Below are 15170 nucleotides of genomic sequence, written 5' to 3' on the forward strand. Positions count from 1 at the left end.
CCCGCCCGCCCCGGGGCCGGGCCCCCCCCGGGGGGGGGGGGGGGGGGGGGGGGGGGGGGGGGCCCCCCGGGGGGGGGGGCCCCCCCCCTCCGCCGTCGGTACCCCCTCCGAGCCGGCCCGCACCTGCTCGGGGAGGGGGCCGCCGGGCCGGGCCGGGTCAGCCGGCGGCGGCCAGGCCGTACGCCCAGAGGCTGTTGACCCGGCTGCGCTCGGTGCCGTTCGGGTACGGGTTGGTGCAGGAGGTGCCGGGGCCGCCGCCGGACATCAGCTCGCTGCAGGGGCCGGAGTAGTGGTCGGGCAGGCCGAGGACGTGGCCGGTCTCGTGGGCGACCACGCGCAGCGAGCTGTACTGCCGGTTCTGCGCGTAGTCGAGGAAGATGTAGCCGCGGCCGTGGCCGTCGGTGGAGGCGTACGAGCCGCGGGAGTCGTTGCCCTCGTAGTAGCGGAAGTCGGCGTTGGTGCCGGAGCGGAGCTGGACGTTGGTGACCGAGGAGTTCCAGATCTGCGCGCTCTGCGAGATGGTGGTCCGGAAGGTCGGGGCCTGGCTGGCGTCGTAGGTGACGGCGACGACCAGCAGGTACGGGTTGGCGGACTGCTTGGCGCGGGCCGACTTCATCACGGCCTCGTAGAACGCCTTGTTGTTGGCGTCCTCGGAGGACTTGGCGAGGCCCGCGGTGGGGGTGTAGCCCTGGCTGGTGGCCGCGGTGGTGGCCGCGGTGGCGGCCGAGGGGGTGGCGGCCGCGGCGGCGGTGGGCACGGTGGCCGCGGTGCCGACCGAGAGGACCAGTCCGAGGGCGGCGGCGAGCACGGTCATGGAGCGGTTCATGTGGGGACTCCATTTTTCGCGGGTCCCGGCGGCGTGGGGAGGCCGCCCGGAACGCGGTGGTGAGTGGTTGCACCGAGCTTGGGGCAGGGCGGCCGGGGCGCGGAGATGGCAACCGGCGATAGTCCGGGCCAATACCCTTGCGGGACGGAGGACTTGGCGTTGCGTGGGCATCCTTTGACATGCTCTTGGCAGACGCGGGGTGCCTGGCTATGCTCCCGTGATGGAGCTCGACGTCCGACACCTGCGAGTGCTGTGCGCGATCGCGGACACCGGCAGCGTCCGCAAGGCCGCCCGTCGACTCGGCATGACCCAGCCGTCGCTGACCACCCAGCTGCACCGCATCGAACGGTCCATCGGCGGACGGCTGTTCACCCGCGAACGGACCGGTAGCCGCCCCACCGCCCTCGGCCACACCGTGCTCTCCCGGGCCCGACCCGTGATCACCGAACTGGACGCCCTGGTCGCCGCCGCCCGCGCCGAGGCCGCCGGACCGGGCCGCCGCCGGCTCCGGATCGGCAGCGTCGGCAGCCGCGCCGTCGCCGCCTGGCTGCGCCGCATCCACGACCGGCTCCCGGAGACCGAGACCACCATCCACATCGACATCTCGGCGATCGCCCTGCTTCACCTGGTCGCCGCCGAACAGCTCGACATCGCCTTCGTCCACGAGAGCGAGGGCTTCCCGCTGCACGTGCCGGCCGGCACCGAGCAGCGCGTCCTGGTCGCCCGCGAACCCCAGTTCGTCGCCCTCGCCGCCACCCACCCTGCCGCCGGCCGGCCCGTGGTCAGCCTCGCCGACCTCGCCCACGACACCTGGATGGTCGACCCGACCGCCGACCACGAGTACGCCGCACTGCGCCGCGCCTTCGCCGAGGCCGGACTCGACCCGCGGGTCGTCCAGGTCCGGGACAACGCCACCGCCGCCGAACTCGTCGCCTCCGGCGAAGCCGTCCGCCCCTGCCAGCCCACCTCGCCGCCCGGCCCCGGCACCGTGCTGCGCCCCGTCCACGGCGACCCGCTCGCCGTCCGGCTGCTGCTCACCTGGCGGCCCGACACCGTCGGCGGCCCGGCGCTCGACGGCCTCTGGGTCGACCTCTGCCACGCCTACCTCGACCTGGCCGGCGGCAACCCCGCGTACCTGGCCTGGCTGCGCCGCCACAACCGCTCCCTGCACACCCTGCTCGCCCCGGCCGCCCCGGTCGCTCCGGCCGGGTGACGGTCGTCGAGGACGCCTCCCGCCGCTTCGCGGAGGTGCGTGGGCGAATCGAGGCCGGGCGGCGGTGGTCGAATCGGGTGAAAGGAGGAATGTAGGGTCGCCGGTATGACAATGGTGCGGAAGCGGCCGCGGTTCTTCCTGCTGCTGGGGGTCGCGGTGCTGGCGGTCGCGGCGCTGGTCGTGGTGGCGGTCGTGCGGAGCTTCGAGATGGTCACGGTCGGTCCCGCGGAGGCGCGGCGGCAGGGCGGGGGGACGGTGGCGGCGGGCGAGGTGGACTGCGCGCGGGCGAAGTGCATCGCGCTCACCTTCGACGGCAGCCCCGGCGAACCCACCGACGCGGTCCTCGACCTGCTCGCCCGCCACCACGGACGGGCCACCTTCTTCCTGGAGGGCCGCGACCTCGACCGGTACCCCGAGCTGGTGCGGCGGATCGCCCGGGAGGGCCACGCGGTCGGCGACCACACCTGGACCCACGCCCGGCTCACCGAGGTCCCGGACGACCGGGTCAGGGACGAGCTGGACCGCACCGCGGCCGCGATCGAGCAGCTCACCGGCCGCCGCCCGACCCTGATGCGGCCGCCGGAGGGACGCACCGACGACCGGGTCTCGGGGATCGCCCGGGAGCTCGGCATGGCCCAGGTGCTGTGGACGGTGACCGCCCGCGACTACGCCACCGAGGACAGCGCGCTGATCGCCCGCCGGGTCCTGGACGGCGCCGCGCGGGACGGCATCGTGCTGCTGCACCCGCTGCACGCCGGGACCGTGCCCGCGCTGCCCGCCGTCCTGGAGGGGCTGGCCGCGCAGGGCTACACCTTCGTGACCGTCGACCAGTTGCTCGCACCCGGCGTGGCGAAGCCCGGCACGATTTACCGGTAATGGGAAGAATTTTCGAGCGTGGGGCGGGAGTTCGTTTTCCGCGGGCAAAGTCGCAGTCATATTCGGTCATCATGAGATCGATAGGAAAATCGGGCCACGAAAAGGGAGTTCGGCGCCCTAGCCTGGGCGGCGGTGTGGCCTGACGACCAGTCGGGCCGACTGCTCACCCGAGGTGGAGAAACAGTGCTGAAAAGCCCGCGTCCGCCCCTTTCGACCCCGGATCGCCGACCCCGTGGAGCCGGCACCGCCCGCACCGCCCTCGCGGTGACCGTCAGCACCGCCCTGCTGCTGCTCGGCCTCGGCGGGACCGCCCCCGCCGCCGACCAGCCGAGCGGACCGAACGTCGCCGCCGGATCCTCGCTGGTGAAGGGCGTGCAGAACGTCACCCACCCCGGCGCCGCGACCGCCGAGCACGGCGACACCCTCAAGTGGACCGTCCAGTACCGCAACGGCGCGGCCGGGGACGCCCCCGCGCCCGCCGCCGTGACCGACCCGATCAGCGGGGCCGGCGCGTCCCAGACGTACGTGCCCGGCTCGCTGCAGGTGCCGCCCGGCTGGACGCCGTCCTGGTCGACCGACGGCAGCACCTTCCAGAGCACCGACCCCGGGACGGCGACCGTCGCCGTCCGGGCCGAGAACCCGGTCGCCCGGCCCGGCGGGACGGAACTGTCCCCGCTGCTGCTCGCCCCCGTCCAGCCGACCGCGCAGGCCACCGGCGGCGACGGCTACACGCCCGTGCTGTACCGCACGCCCACCGGGGAGGTGCAGGCGTGGAGCATCTACCACCACGCCTCCCCGGCCGCCGCCAAGGTGGTCTGCAGCAGCCTCACCACCGGCCAGCCCTGTACCGGCGGCCCCTGGCCGCGCCCGCTCAACAGCGCGGCCGGACCGCTCGGCACCGGCAACACCGGTGACCTCGGCAGCCCGCTGACCTCCAAGTACGTCCTCGACCCGCAGCAGCCCAACCTGCTGTACTACCCCGCCAGCACCACCGCCGGCGTCGGCGTCGGCTGCCTCGACCTGGCCGCCCACGCCAACTGCGGCTACACCGCGCTGGCCGCCAACGGCACCTCGCCCAGCAGCGCCAACAGCCTCGCCGGACTGGTCGAGGTCGGCGGCAACCTGTACGCCGTCGCCAGCACCGGCCAGATCCTCTGCCTCGCCCTGCCCGCCCGCACCCCCTGCGCCGGCCAGCCCTACGGCCCGGTCGTCGCCCCCAACCACGACCTGCCCGGCACCCCCACCGCGCTCTACCAGGGCGGCGTGACCGCCGTCGGCGACAAGGTGTTCGCCTCCTCCGCCCCGCTGGGCAGCGGCTCCAGCGTCAGCGGACCGCCCGCCATCGGCTGCTTCGACACCGCCACCAACACCACCTGCGCCGGCTGGACCACCCCGCACACCGCCGCACCGAGCGCCGGCTACAACACCTACGACGCCTTCACCTCGTACGACACCGCCGGACAGCCCAACGGCGCCTGCACCAGCACCAACGGCGGCCCCGCCGTCCTGGTCACCTGCTACGCCGTCGACGGCTCCCCGCTCACCGCCCCCGCCGTGCTCTCCGGCCTCGGCGGCGGCACCCTCACCTTCGACCCCGAGACCGTCACCACCGACAGCGGCACCCGCAGCTACTTCCCCGCCTGGGGCGGCAGCGGCGGCAACGGCACCACCTTCTGCTACGACTGGACGGCCGCCGCCCCCTGCGCCGGCTTCCCGGCGCCCGCCACCCACCCCAGCGCCAACGGCGGCGTCACCCGCGACTACGGCTACGCGTACGACAGCACCACCCGCTGCCTGATCGGCCTCGGCGACGCCGGCATCCTGTTCTCGATGGACCCGGCCACCGCCGCCAGCCCCTGCATGCACAGCGGCGCCACCGTCACCCTCAAGCCCACCGACTTCTACTGCGACGGCGGCACCGGCCACATCCAGGGCTACAGCCGGGCCCGGATCACCGACATCGACCTCACCCACGTCGACCTGAACGCCTCCCGCGTCCTGGTCACCGACCCCGGCGGCGCGCCCGTCACCGTCCCGCCGCTCGGCGCCGACGGCACCGTCGACCTGACCGGCGTCGACCCCGTGGCGCACCCCGCGCTCACCGTCACCGCCCAGCTCGTGCTCACCAGCACCGGCGACTTCAGCACCACCAACCACCCCATGCTGGTGGTCGACTACCGGGGCGACGCGCCGCAGATCTGCTTCCGCACCACCGTCGCCGCCGCCTGCACCACCACCTCCGTCAGCAACACCGCGAACGGCACCGACACCACCGGCGCGCTCACCTCCAACACCGTCACCACCGCCGTCGCGCCCGGCACCGGCTGCCAGCCCAAGGTCACCGTCGAGAAGGAGATCTGCGGCTCCGCCCTGACCCGCGACTGCGCACCCGGCGGACCCGGCCCCTGGGCCAAGACCAGCCCCGTCGGCCTGCTCGGCCTGCTCGGCACCGCGCACTGGCGGATCACCGTCACCAACGCGGGCCCCGTCGACGCCGCCGCTGTCACCGTCAACGACCCCAGCACGCCCGCCTGCCGACAGGCCGCCGGGACCTTCGCGCTGGCCGCCGGCACCAGCCGCCAGGTCTACTGCGACTCGCTGCTGCTGGCCCTGCCGCTGAAGAACACCGCGTCCGCCAGCTTCGTCGCCGCGAACGCGCCCGCCGGCACCACCCCCACCACCACCGCGCCCTCCTCGGCGGTGGCCTGCTCGCTGCTGTGCATCCTGGCGGTGCCCGGCAAGGAGTGACGACCGGCCGGGAGTGACGGCCGACAACGGGGGCGGCCCGGCGCGGCGTTCTGCTGAGGGCAGAGCCGCGCGGGCTGCCCCCGCGGCCCGGGGTGCCTAGGCTGGGGAGATGACAACACCTCTGTCCGACGCACCCCGGGCCCGCGTCGTCCCGCTGCGCCCCGAGCCGCTGCCGCAGGTCGAGCCCGAGCCCCGTGAGCCGCTGCTGCGGGACGTGGTGGGCGGGGTGCTGCGGCGCGAACGGCTCGCCCAGGAGCGGACGTTGAAGGACGTCGCGGAGGCGGCCCGGATCTCGGTGCCGTACCTGTCGGAGCTGGAGCGCGGCCGCAAGGAGGCCTCCTCGGAGGTGCTCGCGGCCGCCGCCCGGGCGCTCGGCCTCGGCCTCGGGGACGTGCTCTCGCTGGTCCAGCGGGAACTCGTCGCGGCGCACGGCGCGGCCGCCGCGCGCCGGGCGGCCTCGGCGCGCCGGGCGACCGCCACCGTGAGCGCCGCCGCGGGCGCCGCCGCCACGGCGAGCGCGTTGCGCGGCCGGACGGCCTCCGCGGGCCGCTACGGCGGGCTCTGCCTGGCGGCCTGAGCCCACCGCCGCGCCCTCTCGAACCCCCTCACACCACGCGGTTGTTCAGGACCCGATCGGCGAGGCCGTACGCCACGGCCTCGTCGGCGTCGAACACCTTCTCGCGGTCCATGTCGGCGCGCAGCGTCGCCACCGGGTGGCCGGTGTGCCGGGAGAGCACCTCCTCGACCTGCGCGCGGATCCGCAGCACCTCCTTCGCGGCCAGGCTCAGGTCGGAGACCGTCCCGCGCCGGCCGCCGCTGGCGGGCTGGCCGAGCAGCACCCGGGAGTGGCGCAGCACCGAGCGCCGCCCCGGGTCGCCGCCGGCCAGCAGCACGGCGGCGGTGGAGGCCGCCTGGCCGACGCAGTAGGTGGCGATCGGGCAGCGCACGAACGTCATCGCGTCGTAGATCGCCATCAGCGAGGTGAACGACCCGCCGGGCGAGTTGAGGTAGATCGCGATCTCCTCGTCCGGGCTCGCGGACTCCAGGTGCAGCAGTTGGGCGATCACCGCGTTGGCGACGCCGTCGTCGATCTCGGTGCCGAGGAAGACGATCCGCTCGTTCAGCAGCCGGCTGAACACGTCGTACGAGCGCTCGCCCTGCGCGGTCCGCTCGATCACGTAGGGAATCGGGTAGGAGGCCATGTCACAGCCCCGCCCGTCGACGGGACGAGGCCGAACCGACCTCGGAGAGCGACTCCAGCACCCGGTCCACCATCCCGTACTCGCGGGCCTGTTCGGCGGTGAACCAGCGGTCCCGGTCGCCGTCCCGGGCGATCGTCTCCTCGCTCTGGCCGGTGTGCGCGGCGGTGATCCGCTCGATGGCGCGCTTGGTGTACTCCAGGTTCTCCGCCTGGATCTCGATGTCGGACGCGGTGCCGCCGATGCCCGCCGACGGCTGGTGCATCATGATCCGCGCGTTCGGCAGCGCGAACCGCTTGCCCGGTGCGCCCACCGTCAGCAGGAACTGGCCCATGCTGGCCGCGAACCCCATCACCAGGGTCGACACGTCGTTCGGGATCAGCCGCATCGTGTCGTAGATCGCCAGCCCCGCCGTGACCGAACCGCCCGGGCTGTTGATGTACAGGCTGATGTCGGTGCGCGGGTCCTCGGCCGAGAGCAGCAGCAGCTGCGCGCAGACCCGGTTCGCCGACACGTCGTCGACCTGGGTGCCGAGCAGGACGATCCGGCGGGCCAGCAGCAGCGCCGCCAGGTGGTCGTCGAACGGGCTGGGCGGGGTGTCGCCGTCCTCCGCCCGGGGGCGGAGCGTGCTGAGTGGAGTCATCGGTTCTCCCGGAAGTGGAGGTGACGGAGGGTCGGTCACTCCACTGTTGCCCCCCGCCGCCCGCTCGCGGACGTTTCTCTGCCCGCCGCAGATTCGCTGCGGGCAGAGCACCCGGGGGCCCGGTGAACGCCGGACGGGGTGGGGGCCGTTCAGGTGCACGGGACGGCGGCGACGGGAGCCGGCGGGAGACGGGGGAGGCGGGCGACGGTGACGGCGGCGGCGGGAGGTGCCGGTACTGGCATGCTGGTGCGCATGGACGGGGAAGCGGAGATCCGGGCGCTGATCGGATCGTGGCTGGCAGCGGAGGACGTCGTTCCGGACCGCCCGGACGGGACGGACCGCCCGGACGCGACGGACGGGACGGCGGGAGCTCTGCGGGCGGACGGGGGTGCCCTGGCGGTGGCGGAGTCCGGGGCCCGGACGGTGGCGGCGGCGGCCCGTCGGCTCGCGCTGGACGGGCTGGACGGGTCGGGTGGGCTGGACGGGGCGGGTGTGGGGGAGCTGCCGGAGGTACCGGCCGGGCTGCACCGGATCGCCCGGGCGCTGGTGGTCGACGAGCACCCGTCGGCGGGACGGTGGACGCGGGCGGAGCGGGAGGAGGTGACGCGCTGGGTCGCGTTGCTGGTGCACCGCTTCGGTGAGGACGGGGTGCAGCGGCTGCTGGCCGAACTGTCGCTCCGCTGACGGGGGTTGCGGCGGGCTCGGGGGCCAGGACCTCGTCGACCGCCGACTGCAGGACCCGGCCCGGGCGGACACCCAGCGCGTCGGCCAGCCGGTGGCGGGCCCGGTGGTAGGCGGCGAGCGCGTCGGCCGGGCGGCCGGAGCGGTGCAGGCAGCGCACCAGCAGGGCGGCCACCGGTTCGTACAGCGGGTCGGTGGCGACGGCCCGGTCGAGTGCGGAGACCGCCTCCGGGCCGCGGCCCAGGCGCAACAGGCGTTCGGCCCAGCACTCCAGGGCCCGGGTGCGGTCCTGGTCGAGCCGGTCGGTCAGGACGCGGCGCAGCTCCGTCTCCGGCAGGTCGGCGAGGGCGGAGGTGCCGTGCCACAGGCCCAGCGCCTCGTCCAGCAGGGCCACGGCCTCCGCGTCCGGGGCGGTGGGGTGCGCGGTGGCGCGGGCGGTGAGGTGGTCGAAGCGGAGGGCGTCGACCTGGTCGGCGGGCCCGTCGAGCCGGTAGCCGGGCGTCCGGGTCAGCAGGGTGAACGGTGTGCCGGCGAGCAGCTTGCGCAGGGCGGCGATGTGCCCCTGCAGCGCGGCCCGGGACTGGGCGGGCGCCGCGTCGCCCCACAGCAGTTCGGACAGCCGCGCGACCGGGACGACCCGCCCCAGTTCGAGCGCCAGCAGCGCCAGGACGCCCGACCGCTTGGGGCCGCCGGGCGCGACCACGCGGCCGTCGGCGGTCCGCAGCTCGACGGGCCCCAGCAGGCGTATGAACACGGATTCCCCCAGGTGGATGCGGGTTGGCTAGGCGTTCCGTCCACGACGTCCAAGATCCGGCGGCAGTCTGCCACACGCGGTTGACCGTCCCTTGACCTCGGGAGGTCGAGGTTTCGGCCGGGTATTCGTATGTTTGTCGGGAAATTGTGGCCTGATGAACCGGTAATCGGACGGGATGTCAGTCGGGTCGTAGTTCAGCATTCAAGTGATGGTCGGCCGGAATTCGCTGACCGGCCGTCAGGCGTTCGCCGTCGCCGCCGGGCCGGTGCGACCGGTACGACCGGTGAACCGGGGGCGGCCCCCGGTCCGTCGAGCAGGGGGCGGGTCGAACGCGCCCGCCCCGGAACCAGCGGGTGCGGAACGGCTCGGGAGGCCTCGCGTGGACGTGCTGCGGATGGGTGGAGCGTGGCGGATCACCGTGACCGGCACGGACCCCACCGCCCCCGAACAGCGGGCGGTGGCCCGCACCCCCTACGGCACCTGGGTGCTCCCCGCCCGGATCGGCGCCCGCCTCGACGTCCCCGCCGCCCGCGACTGGGAACTGACGCTGGAGCACCGCGCACCGGACGGCGGTTGGCACCGCCACGACGGACTCCGGCACGAGCCGGGCGCGGCCCGGGCACCCCGGGGCGGCCTCGCCGTCCGGCTGGAGTGCCTGGACGAATGGTCGGCGCAGGACGCGACGGCGACGGCAGCGGTGGCGGTGCCTGCGGTGCCTGTGGCGGCGGCGCTGCCGGGGCTCGGGGTCGCTGCCGGTGCCGGTCGGTCGGTGGCCGGTGCGGGCGGGGGCGTTGCCGTCGGCGGGTGGGAGGTGCCGCCGGTGCCGGAGGGGTGGGAGCACGTGCCGGTCCCCGAGTCCGAGCTGGGGCCCGGGGAGGTGCGGGCGATCCGGCCGAAGCGCGACGGGGCGGCGCGGACGGAGGCCCGCGCGGCACGGACGGAGTGGGCCGCGCCGCTGCGGAAGGCGACGGCCGTCCGGCGGCCGGACGAGCCGGAGGCGGACGGGCGGGCTGCTGGCGAGCGGGTGGTACCGGCCGTCTGGGGACTCGGCGAGGACGGGCCGACCGCGCCCGCCGACCGGTGGTCGGACACGGCGGCGGGTACGGTCGGCGCGGCGAGGGGCACCGCGCGTCGTACGGAGCGGGGCGTGCCGGTGGAAGGCGTGCCGGTGGGGCGGCAGGGCGAGGAGGCGCGCGGGCACGGGGTCCGGGCCGACGGTGGGGCGGGGGGCTGGTAGCGGGTGGGCGCCGGGGCGGCCGCCGGGTGCTGTCCGGGGCCGCCCCGGGGCCGGGCGGGGCGGTGGGGTCAGGCCCCGGCGGGGCCCGGCAGCGGTGCGACCCCCGGGGTGAGGTGGAAGCGCTCGGGGCGGTCGACCGTCCGGCGGTCGGCCTGGTCGATCCGGGCCCGCCGGTCGAGCCAGGCCCGCAGGCGGGTGAGGGCCGCCCGGTCGCGTTCGGCCCGATCGGTGCCCCCGGCGTCCGTCGACTCGCGCAGCAGGACCCGGCTCGGCACGCCGCCGTCGCTGTCGGCCTCGTCGGCCGGGAGGACGGCGAGCACGGTGAAGGACGTGCCCGGCGCGAAGGTCACCTGCGGCTCGTCCGTCCCGGCGGCGAAGGCGGCGGTGCGTCGGCCGGTGGCCGACCAGACGACGAACTCGACCGGCGTGTAGGGTAGTTCGGCGACCGTCGCGGACAGCCCGGTGACCGGCCCCGGTTCGACCAGCACCCGTCCGACCTCGTACTCGGCCAGCAGCGCCCCCGGATCCGTACCGCCCGGCGCGCCCAGCAGGACCGCGCCGTGGTGGCTCGGCAGCCGCCGCAGCCCCGACCCCAGGCAGCGCAGGAACGGCGCCAGCTCCGGATCACCGCCCCGGGCGGCCGCGACCAGGCCCGCCCGGTCGGTCGGCACGCCGGTGTCGCCGTGGTGCACCAGGACGGCCGCCAAGTCCGGCTTGATGTCGTCCTTGGCCGTCGACCGCAGCGCCGGCAGCCGGGTGGAGACCTGCTCCACCCGTCCCGCACAGCGGTGGTAGTACTCGCCGAGCAGCGCCCGGACGGCGTCCCGGTCCGCCGCGCTGCTGGCGCCGACGGGCGGGGCGGGGACGTCCTCCGGGCGGAAGCGGCGGTAGCGGAGCGCGGTGGCGGCGGGTCCGGGCGCTGGTGACGGCGGGTCAGGGGGTGCGGGGGAGAGCGGCGCGTCGGGTTCGGGGAGGGGGAGCGGCTCAGGTGCGCGCTCGGGCGTGGGCGTGGGCGAGGGCGAGGGCGTGGGGGCGGGCATGGGTGCGGGGGCGGGCTCGGGTGGGGGCCAAGTGGCCGTGGCGGGTGCGGGTGCGGGTGCCGGTGCCGGTGCGGGTGCGGTGGCGGTCTCGGGGGCGGGGCCGCCGCTGGTGGCGAGCCGAGCGGGCGGGGCGAGGGCCGGAAGCGGCTCCCGTTCCGGCTCCAGCTCCAATTCCGGCTCCGGCTCCGGCGTCGGCTGCGGAGCGGGTTCGACGGCAACGGCGGGAGCGACGGCGGGGGCGACGGCGACGGCGGGGGACTCCGTCGGGGTCGGCAGCGGCCGGGGCGGCGGCGCGGCGGCGGTGCCGTACCGGACCGGGGCGGGGGCGGGCGGGCCGGCGGTGGGCTGTTCGGGGCCGAGCCAGTCGAGGTCGTGCAGGCGGGCGACGAAGCGGGCGACCGGGACCGTGTCCGGTTCGAGCAGCCCGTGGACGAGCAGCCCGAAGCCCTCCGAGCCGGTCGTCGGCAGCCGGTCCAGCAGGTTCCCCAGCTCCTCGAAGACGTCGGCGGCCACCGGCCGGTCGCGTTCGCCGACGATCAGCAGCGGCCGGGCCGGTTCCGGGCGGCGGAAGCGCGGGGTGAGGACGTGCGGCGGTTCGGGCCGCAGCCACAGCCCCGCCGGGACGGCCTCCAGCGCCCAGTACGGGAAGGCCTCGAAGACGGCCGGGCCGTCGGTGCGCCAGTCGGCCGGGCCCTTGCGCCACGCCCACGGCGCGGTCGGTTCGCCCGGTGCGGCCGTCAGCCGCAGCAGGTACGGCTCCCAGCGGGCCTGCCCGCGGGCGTCCAGGATCCGGGAGGTCGGCCCGTCCGGCCCCAGCACCGGTACCCCGATGGCGGCCTGCACCGGGCGGGCCAGGCGGCCGGCGAGGGTGCCGGTCAGCGCCGCGAGTTCGTCCGGTGCGGCCCACGGGGCGCTCACCAGCAGCCGGGTGGTGTCGACGGGCAGGGCGGCGACGGTGTCCGCGAAGTCCTCGGGCAGCAGCACCGGGCAGGTCGGCGTCCCGACCACCAGCACGGTCGTCCCGGCCGGGGCGGCGGCCAGCCCCAGCCCGGGCAGCGGGCCGTCGGGCGGGGCCGCGGTGTGCGTCAGCCAGTAGCCGGCGGGCAGTCGGCGCACGTCGACGGGCGCGGGCGGGCGGGCGGACGGGGCGGCGAACGCGCTGGCGGCGAACGCGGTGGCGGGGGGCGGGGCGATCGCCGGGGGCGGGGCCATCGCGCTGCGGGCGGCCCGGCGGGCCCGGCGCGGGGTGGCGCCGGGGGCGCAGTACCACCAGGAGACGGGGGCGGACGAACCGTCCGGGGCGACCACGTCCAGCTCGCCGTCCGGGGAGATCTCCACCAGGCCGTCCGGTGCGATCACCGGCAGCTCGGCGCGTTCCGCGACCACTTCGGCGGGCCGCCGCCCGTTCGGCGCGAGCGCGGCCAGCCCCGACGCGGCCAGCACCAGCGTGGACACCCCGCGGGCCCGGGCCAGCAGTCCCAGGTCGGCCATCCGGTCGCGCAGCACCGTCGCCGAGTCGGGGGCCGCCGCGACGACGATCAGGCTTCCCGGCAGCGGCTGCAACCCCCGTACCGCCGAGGCCAGTTCGTCGGCGTCGGCACCGGCCGGGGCGATCACGAAGTGCTCTCCCACCGCCCGGAGCTCCGACCGGGCCACCGCCACCGCCGCCGCCCGGCCGCCGCTCCCGGCGGGCAGCGCGGCCACCGCCTCCCGCCGCCGCCCGGAACGGCGGCCGGACGCGACGGACGACTCGGTTGCGCCGGCGGCCCGGCCGGGACGGGAGAGGCTCATCGTCGGGGTATACGGCCGCGAGGGGGCGGCCGGTTCACCGGGCCCGCGTCCCCGGTCGGGCGGTCAGGCGGCCGGGTGCCGGAGGCTCTCGAAGACGCGGGCGAACCCCTCCGCCCCGTGGCCGGCGTCCACCTGCCGCTGGACGAGGCGCTGGACCATGGCGACCGGTTCGGCGCTCACCCCCTCCTCGGTGATCGCCTCGACGAACAGCCCGAGATTGGAGAAGGTCAGGCTCTGCTGGCCCGGCACCGTGTAGTCGCCGCCGTCGATCACCTCGGCGTACCCGGCGAACGCGCCGGTCATCGCGGTCAGCCAGGGGGCGGCCAGCTCCGCGAAGCGGCCCGCCGGGACCCCCGCGGGCGCCAGCACGGCGGCGCCCTGCATGAACCCCGCGAACATCACGTACATCGCCGAGAGCAGCGCGAAGTCGTAGAGCGACGCCAGTCCGGCGTCCTCGCCGTAGTAGGTGCCGGTCGCCCACCGGTCGAGCACGGCCGCGTGCTCGCGGAACGCCGTCTCCGAGCCGCTGTACAGGATCGAGGCCCCGGGCCGCCCGATCATGGTCGGCACCGCCATGATGCCGCCGTCCAGGTAGGCGATCCGCGCTCCGGCGGCCCAGGCGGCCGACCGCCGGGCCTGCTCGGGCTTGGTGGTGGTCAGGTTGACCAGCGTCCGTCCGGCCAGGTCGTCGACGAGCGGGTCGAGCACCTCGTGCACCGAGTCGTGGTCGTAGAGGCAGACGACCACCAGCGGGCTCGCCCGGACCGCCTCGGCGGCGGAGGCGGCCTCGACCGCTCCCCGGGCGACGAGCGCCTCCGCCCGGCCCGCCGAGCGGTTCCAGACCGTGGTCCGCAGTCCGGCCTTCACCAGGGTCTCGGCGAGCGCGCTGCCCATCGCGCCGAGTCCGAGGATGCTCACGTCGGTTCCGTGGGTCGTGTGCACGCCCTTGCCCTCCCAAGTCGTACGGGGTTTCGTCGATGCCTCGATCCTCGGCGAAGCCGGGGGAGCCGAACAGTACGGACCAAATAGTGGGGTGCTCACCGGAAAGTGCGTGCCGTGCCATAATCGTCGATGTGACGATAACCCTTGAGGACGTGCGGACGGCCGTGGCCGGGCTGGCGGCCGGGCTGGACGGCGCCGGCGGGCGCGAACTCGTCGCCTTCGCCCCCCGGGACGGCGCCCACCCCTACGTCGAGGTCCGCGACGGCGTCCTGCACTGGGTCGTGGTGGACCTCGGCCGGGAGCTCCGGCGCCGCACCACGGCCGACCTCGACGAACTCCTGTACTGGATCGCCCTCGACGCCACCGGCCCGTCGGCCCGGCGGCGGGAGCGCGAGCGGCGGGGCCGCCTCCCCGCCGACCGGGACCCCCGGATCGGCCGGCTCGCCTGGCAGCCCCGCCTGCTGCGCGGCCTCGACGCCGGGTGGGCCGCGCGGTTCCGGGCGGACATCCCGGCCGAGTACCCGGACGTGCGCCTCGCGGACGTCGACGCCCACCCGCTCGACTGAGCCGCCGGTCGCGGCGGACGGGCGCGGAGCTGTCCGGGGCGGCTGGCATGCTTCGGTCCGTGATGGACGTCGAGGAGTTCTGGGCCCTGGTCGACGGGGCGTGCGCCGAGGTCGACGCGTTGCGGCCGGACGTCGGCGACCGGCCCGCCGCGATCGAACGGGCCTGCGAGGAGCGGCTGGTGAGCCGGACGCCCGCCGAGGTCGTCCGGTTCTCCCTGCGCCAGTGGCAGCTGCGCGAGCACGCCTACCGGTACGACCTGTGGGCGGCGGCGTTCCTCATCGAGGGCTGGTGGTCCGACGACGGGTTCATGGACTTCCGGGACGGCCTGATCTCGCTCGGCCGGCACTGGTACGAGCGCGCGCTCGCCGATCCGGACGCCCTCGCCGAGCATCCGGCGGTGCGCGGCGGCGGGGACGTGCTGATCGGGAACGAGGACTTCGGCCAGGTGGCCCGCCGGGCCCACCGCCGCCTCACCGGCGAGCCGGACGGGCTCGACGAGGCGCTGGCGGCCTCCCCGGCGGCCGGCCCGCTCGGCGCCGTGACCGAGCCGGCCGGCCTCCGGTGGGACGTCGCCGACGGCGACGAGGTGCGGCGCCGCCTGCCGCGCCTCGCCGCGCTCTTCCTGGACTGACGCTCCGGCGGCCGGCGCCGGC

13 protein-coding genes and 1 pseudogene are annotated in these 15170 nt (G+C 76.1%); 8 read left to right on the top strand and 6 right to left on the bottom strand.

Going from position 1 to position 15170, the window contains the following annotated elements:
• Window positions 1-157 precede the first annotated feature (157 nt).
• Complete coding sequence (gene snpA, locus ACZ3J7_RS10085) at window positions 158-826, bottom strand: snapalysin (RefSeq protein ID WP_465618759.1); 669 nt, start codon at window positions 824-826, stop codon at window positions 158-160.
• A 220-nt stretch (window positions 827-1046) separates the two neighbouring features.
• Between snpA and ACZ3J7_RS10090 the strand changes: the two genes are divergently transcribed.
• The 4 genes from ACZ3J7_RS10090 (at window position 1047) to ACZ3J7_RS10105 (ending at window position 6240) form a co-directional block, all read left to right on the top strand.
• On the top strand, window positions 1047-2039 hold the full coding sequence (locus ACZ3J7_RS10090; RefSeq protein ID WP_465618761.1) for a LysR family transcriptional regulator: 993 nt from the start codon (window positions 1047-1049) through the stop codon (window positions 2037-2039).
• A gap of 105 nt (window positions 2040-2144) precedes the next feature.
• A complete protein-coding gene (locus tag ACZ3J7_RS10095) occupies window positions 2145-2915 on the top strand; it encodes a polysaccharide deacetylase family protein (protein WP_465618763.1) in 771 nt (256 codons plus the stop codon).
• Between the two features lie 264 nt (window positions 2916-3179).
• Window positions 3180-5663: a DUF7617 domain-containing protein gene (locus tag ACZ3J7_RS10100; RefSeq protein WP_465618765.1), complete on the top strand. Its 2484-nt coding sequence runs from the start codon at window positions 3180-3182 to the stop codon at window positions 5661-5663.
• 109 nt (window positions 5664-5772) lie between these two features.
• Window positions 5773-6240 (top strand): helix-turn-helix domain-containing protein, encoded by a 468-nt coding sequence (locus ACZ3J7_RS10105; RefSeq protein ID WP_465618767.1) that lies wholly within the window; start codon window positions 5773-5775, stop codon window positions 6238-6240.
• A gap of 28 nt (window positions 6241-6268) precedes the next feature.
• On the opposite strand, the gene ACZ3J7_RS10110 is transcribed toward ACZ3J7_RS10105, so the two are convergent.
• Both ACZ3J7_RS10110 and ACZ3J7_RS10115 read right to left on the bottom strand, forming a co-directional pair.
• Window positions 6269-6865, bottom strand: a complete 597-nt coding sequence (locus ACZ3J7_RS10110; protein WP_465618768.1) for a ClpP family protease — start codon at window positions 6863-6865, stop codon at window positions 6269-6271.
• Window position 6866: 1 nt separating this feature from the next.
• Window positions 6867-7505, bottom strand: coding sequence for a ClpP family protease (locus tag ACZ3J7_RS10115; RefSeq protein WP_465618770.1), 639 nt, complete (start codon window positions 7503-7505; stop codon window positions 6867-6869).
• A 252-nt stretch (window positions 7506-7757) separates the two neighbouring features.
• On the opposite strand from ACZ3J7_RS10115, the gene ACZ3J7_RS10120 reads away from it, so the two are divergent.
• Window positions 7758-8189, top strand: a complete 432-nt coding sequence (locus tag ACZ3J7_RS10120) for a hypothetical protein (protein WP_465618772.1) — start codon at window positions 7758-7760, stop codon at window positions 8187-8189.
• Between the two features lie 85 nt (window positions 8190-8274).
• Here ACZ3J7_RS10120 and ACZ3J7_RS10125 read toward each other — a convergent pair.
• A pseudogene (locus tag ACZ3J7_RS10125) lies at window positions 8275-8940 on the bottom strand (AfsR/SARP family transcriptional regulator); the annotation flags it as partial.
• A 379-nt stretch (window positions 8941-9319) separates the two neighbouring features.
• Here ACZ3J7_RS10125 and ACZ3J7_RS10130 point away from each other — a divergent pair.
• A complete protein-coding gene (locus ACZ3J7_RS10130) occupies window positions 9320-10177 on the top strand; it encodes a hypothetical protein (protein ID WP_465618774.1) in 858 nt (285 codons plus the stop codon).
• A 68-nt stretch (window positions 10178-10245) separates the two neighbouring features.
• Here the strand turns inward: ACZ3J7_RS10130 and ACZ3J7_RS10135 are convergent, their stop codons facing one another.
• Window positions 10246-13008: a hypothetical protein gene (locus ACZ3J7_RS10135; RefSeq protein WP_465618776.1), complete on the bottom strand. Its 2763-nt coding sequence runs from the start codon at window positions 13006-13008 to the stop codon at window positions 10246-10248.
• A gap of 63 nt (window positions 13009-13071) precedes the next feature.
• A complete protein-coding gene (locus ACZ3J7_RS10140) occupies window positions 13072-14049 on the bottom strand; it encodes an NAD(P)-dependent oxidoreductase (protein WP_465618778.1) in 978 nt (325 codons plus the stop codon).
• 32 nt (window positions 14050-14081) lie between these two features.
• Between ACZ3J7_RS10140 and ACZ3J7_RS10145 the strand changes: the two genes are divergently transcribed.
• Together ACZ3J7_RS10145 and ACZ3J7_RS10150 are read left to right on the top strand one after the other, a co-directional pair.
• Window positions 14082-14516, top strand: coding sequence for an Imm63 family immunity protein (locus ACZ3J7_RS10145; RefSeq protein ID WP_465618780.1), 435 nt, complete (start codon window positions 14082-14084; stop codon window positions 14514-14516).
• Window positions 14517-14563: 47 nt separating this feature from the next.
• The gene (locus ACZ3J7_RS10150; protein ID WP_465618782.1) at window positions 14564-15148 is read left to right on the top strand and encodes a DUF4240 domain-containing protein; all 585 of its coding nucleotides are present in this window, start codon (window positions 14564-14566) and stop codon (window positions 15146-15148) included.
• Window positions 15149-15170 lie beyond the last annotated feature (22 nt).

This window comes from Kitasatospora sp. NPDC015121 (assembly GCF_055562955.1).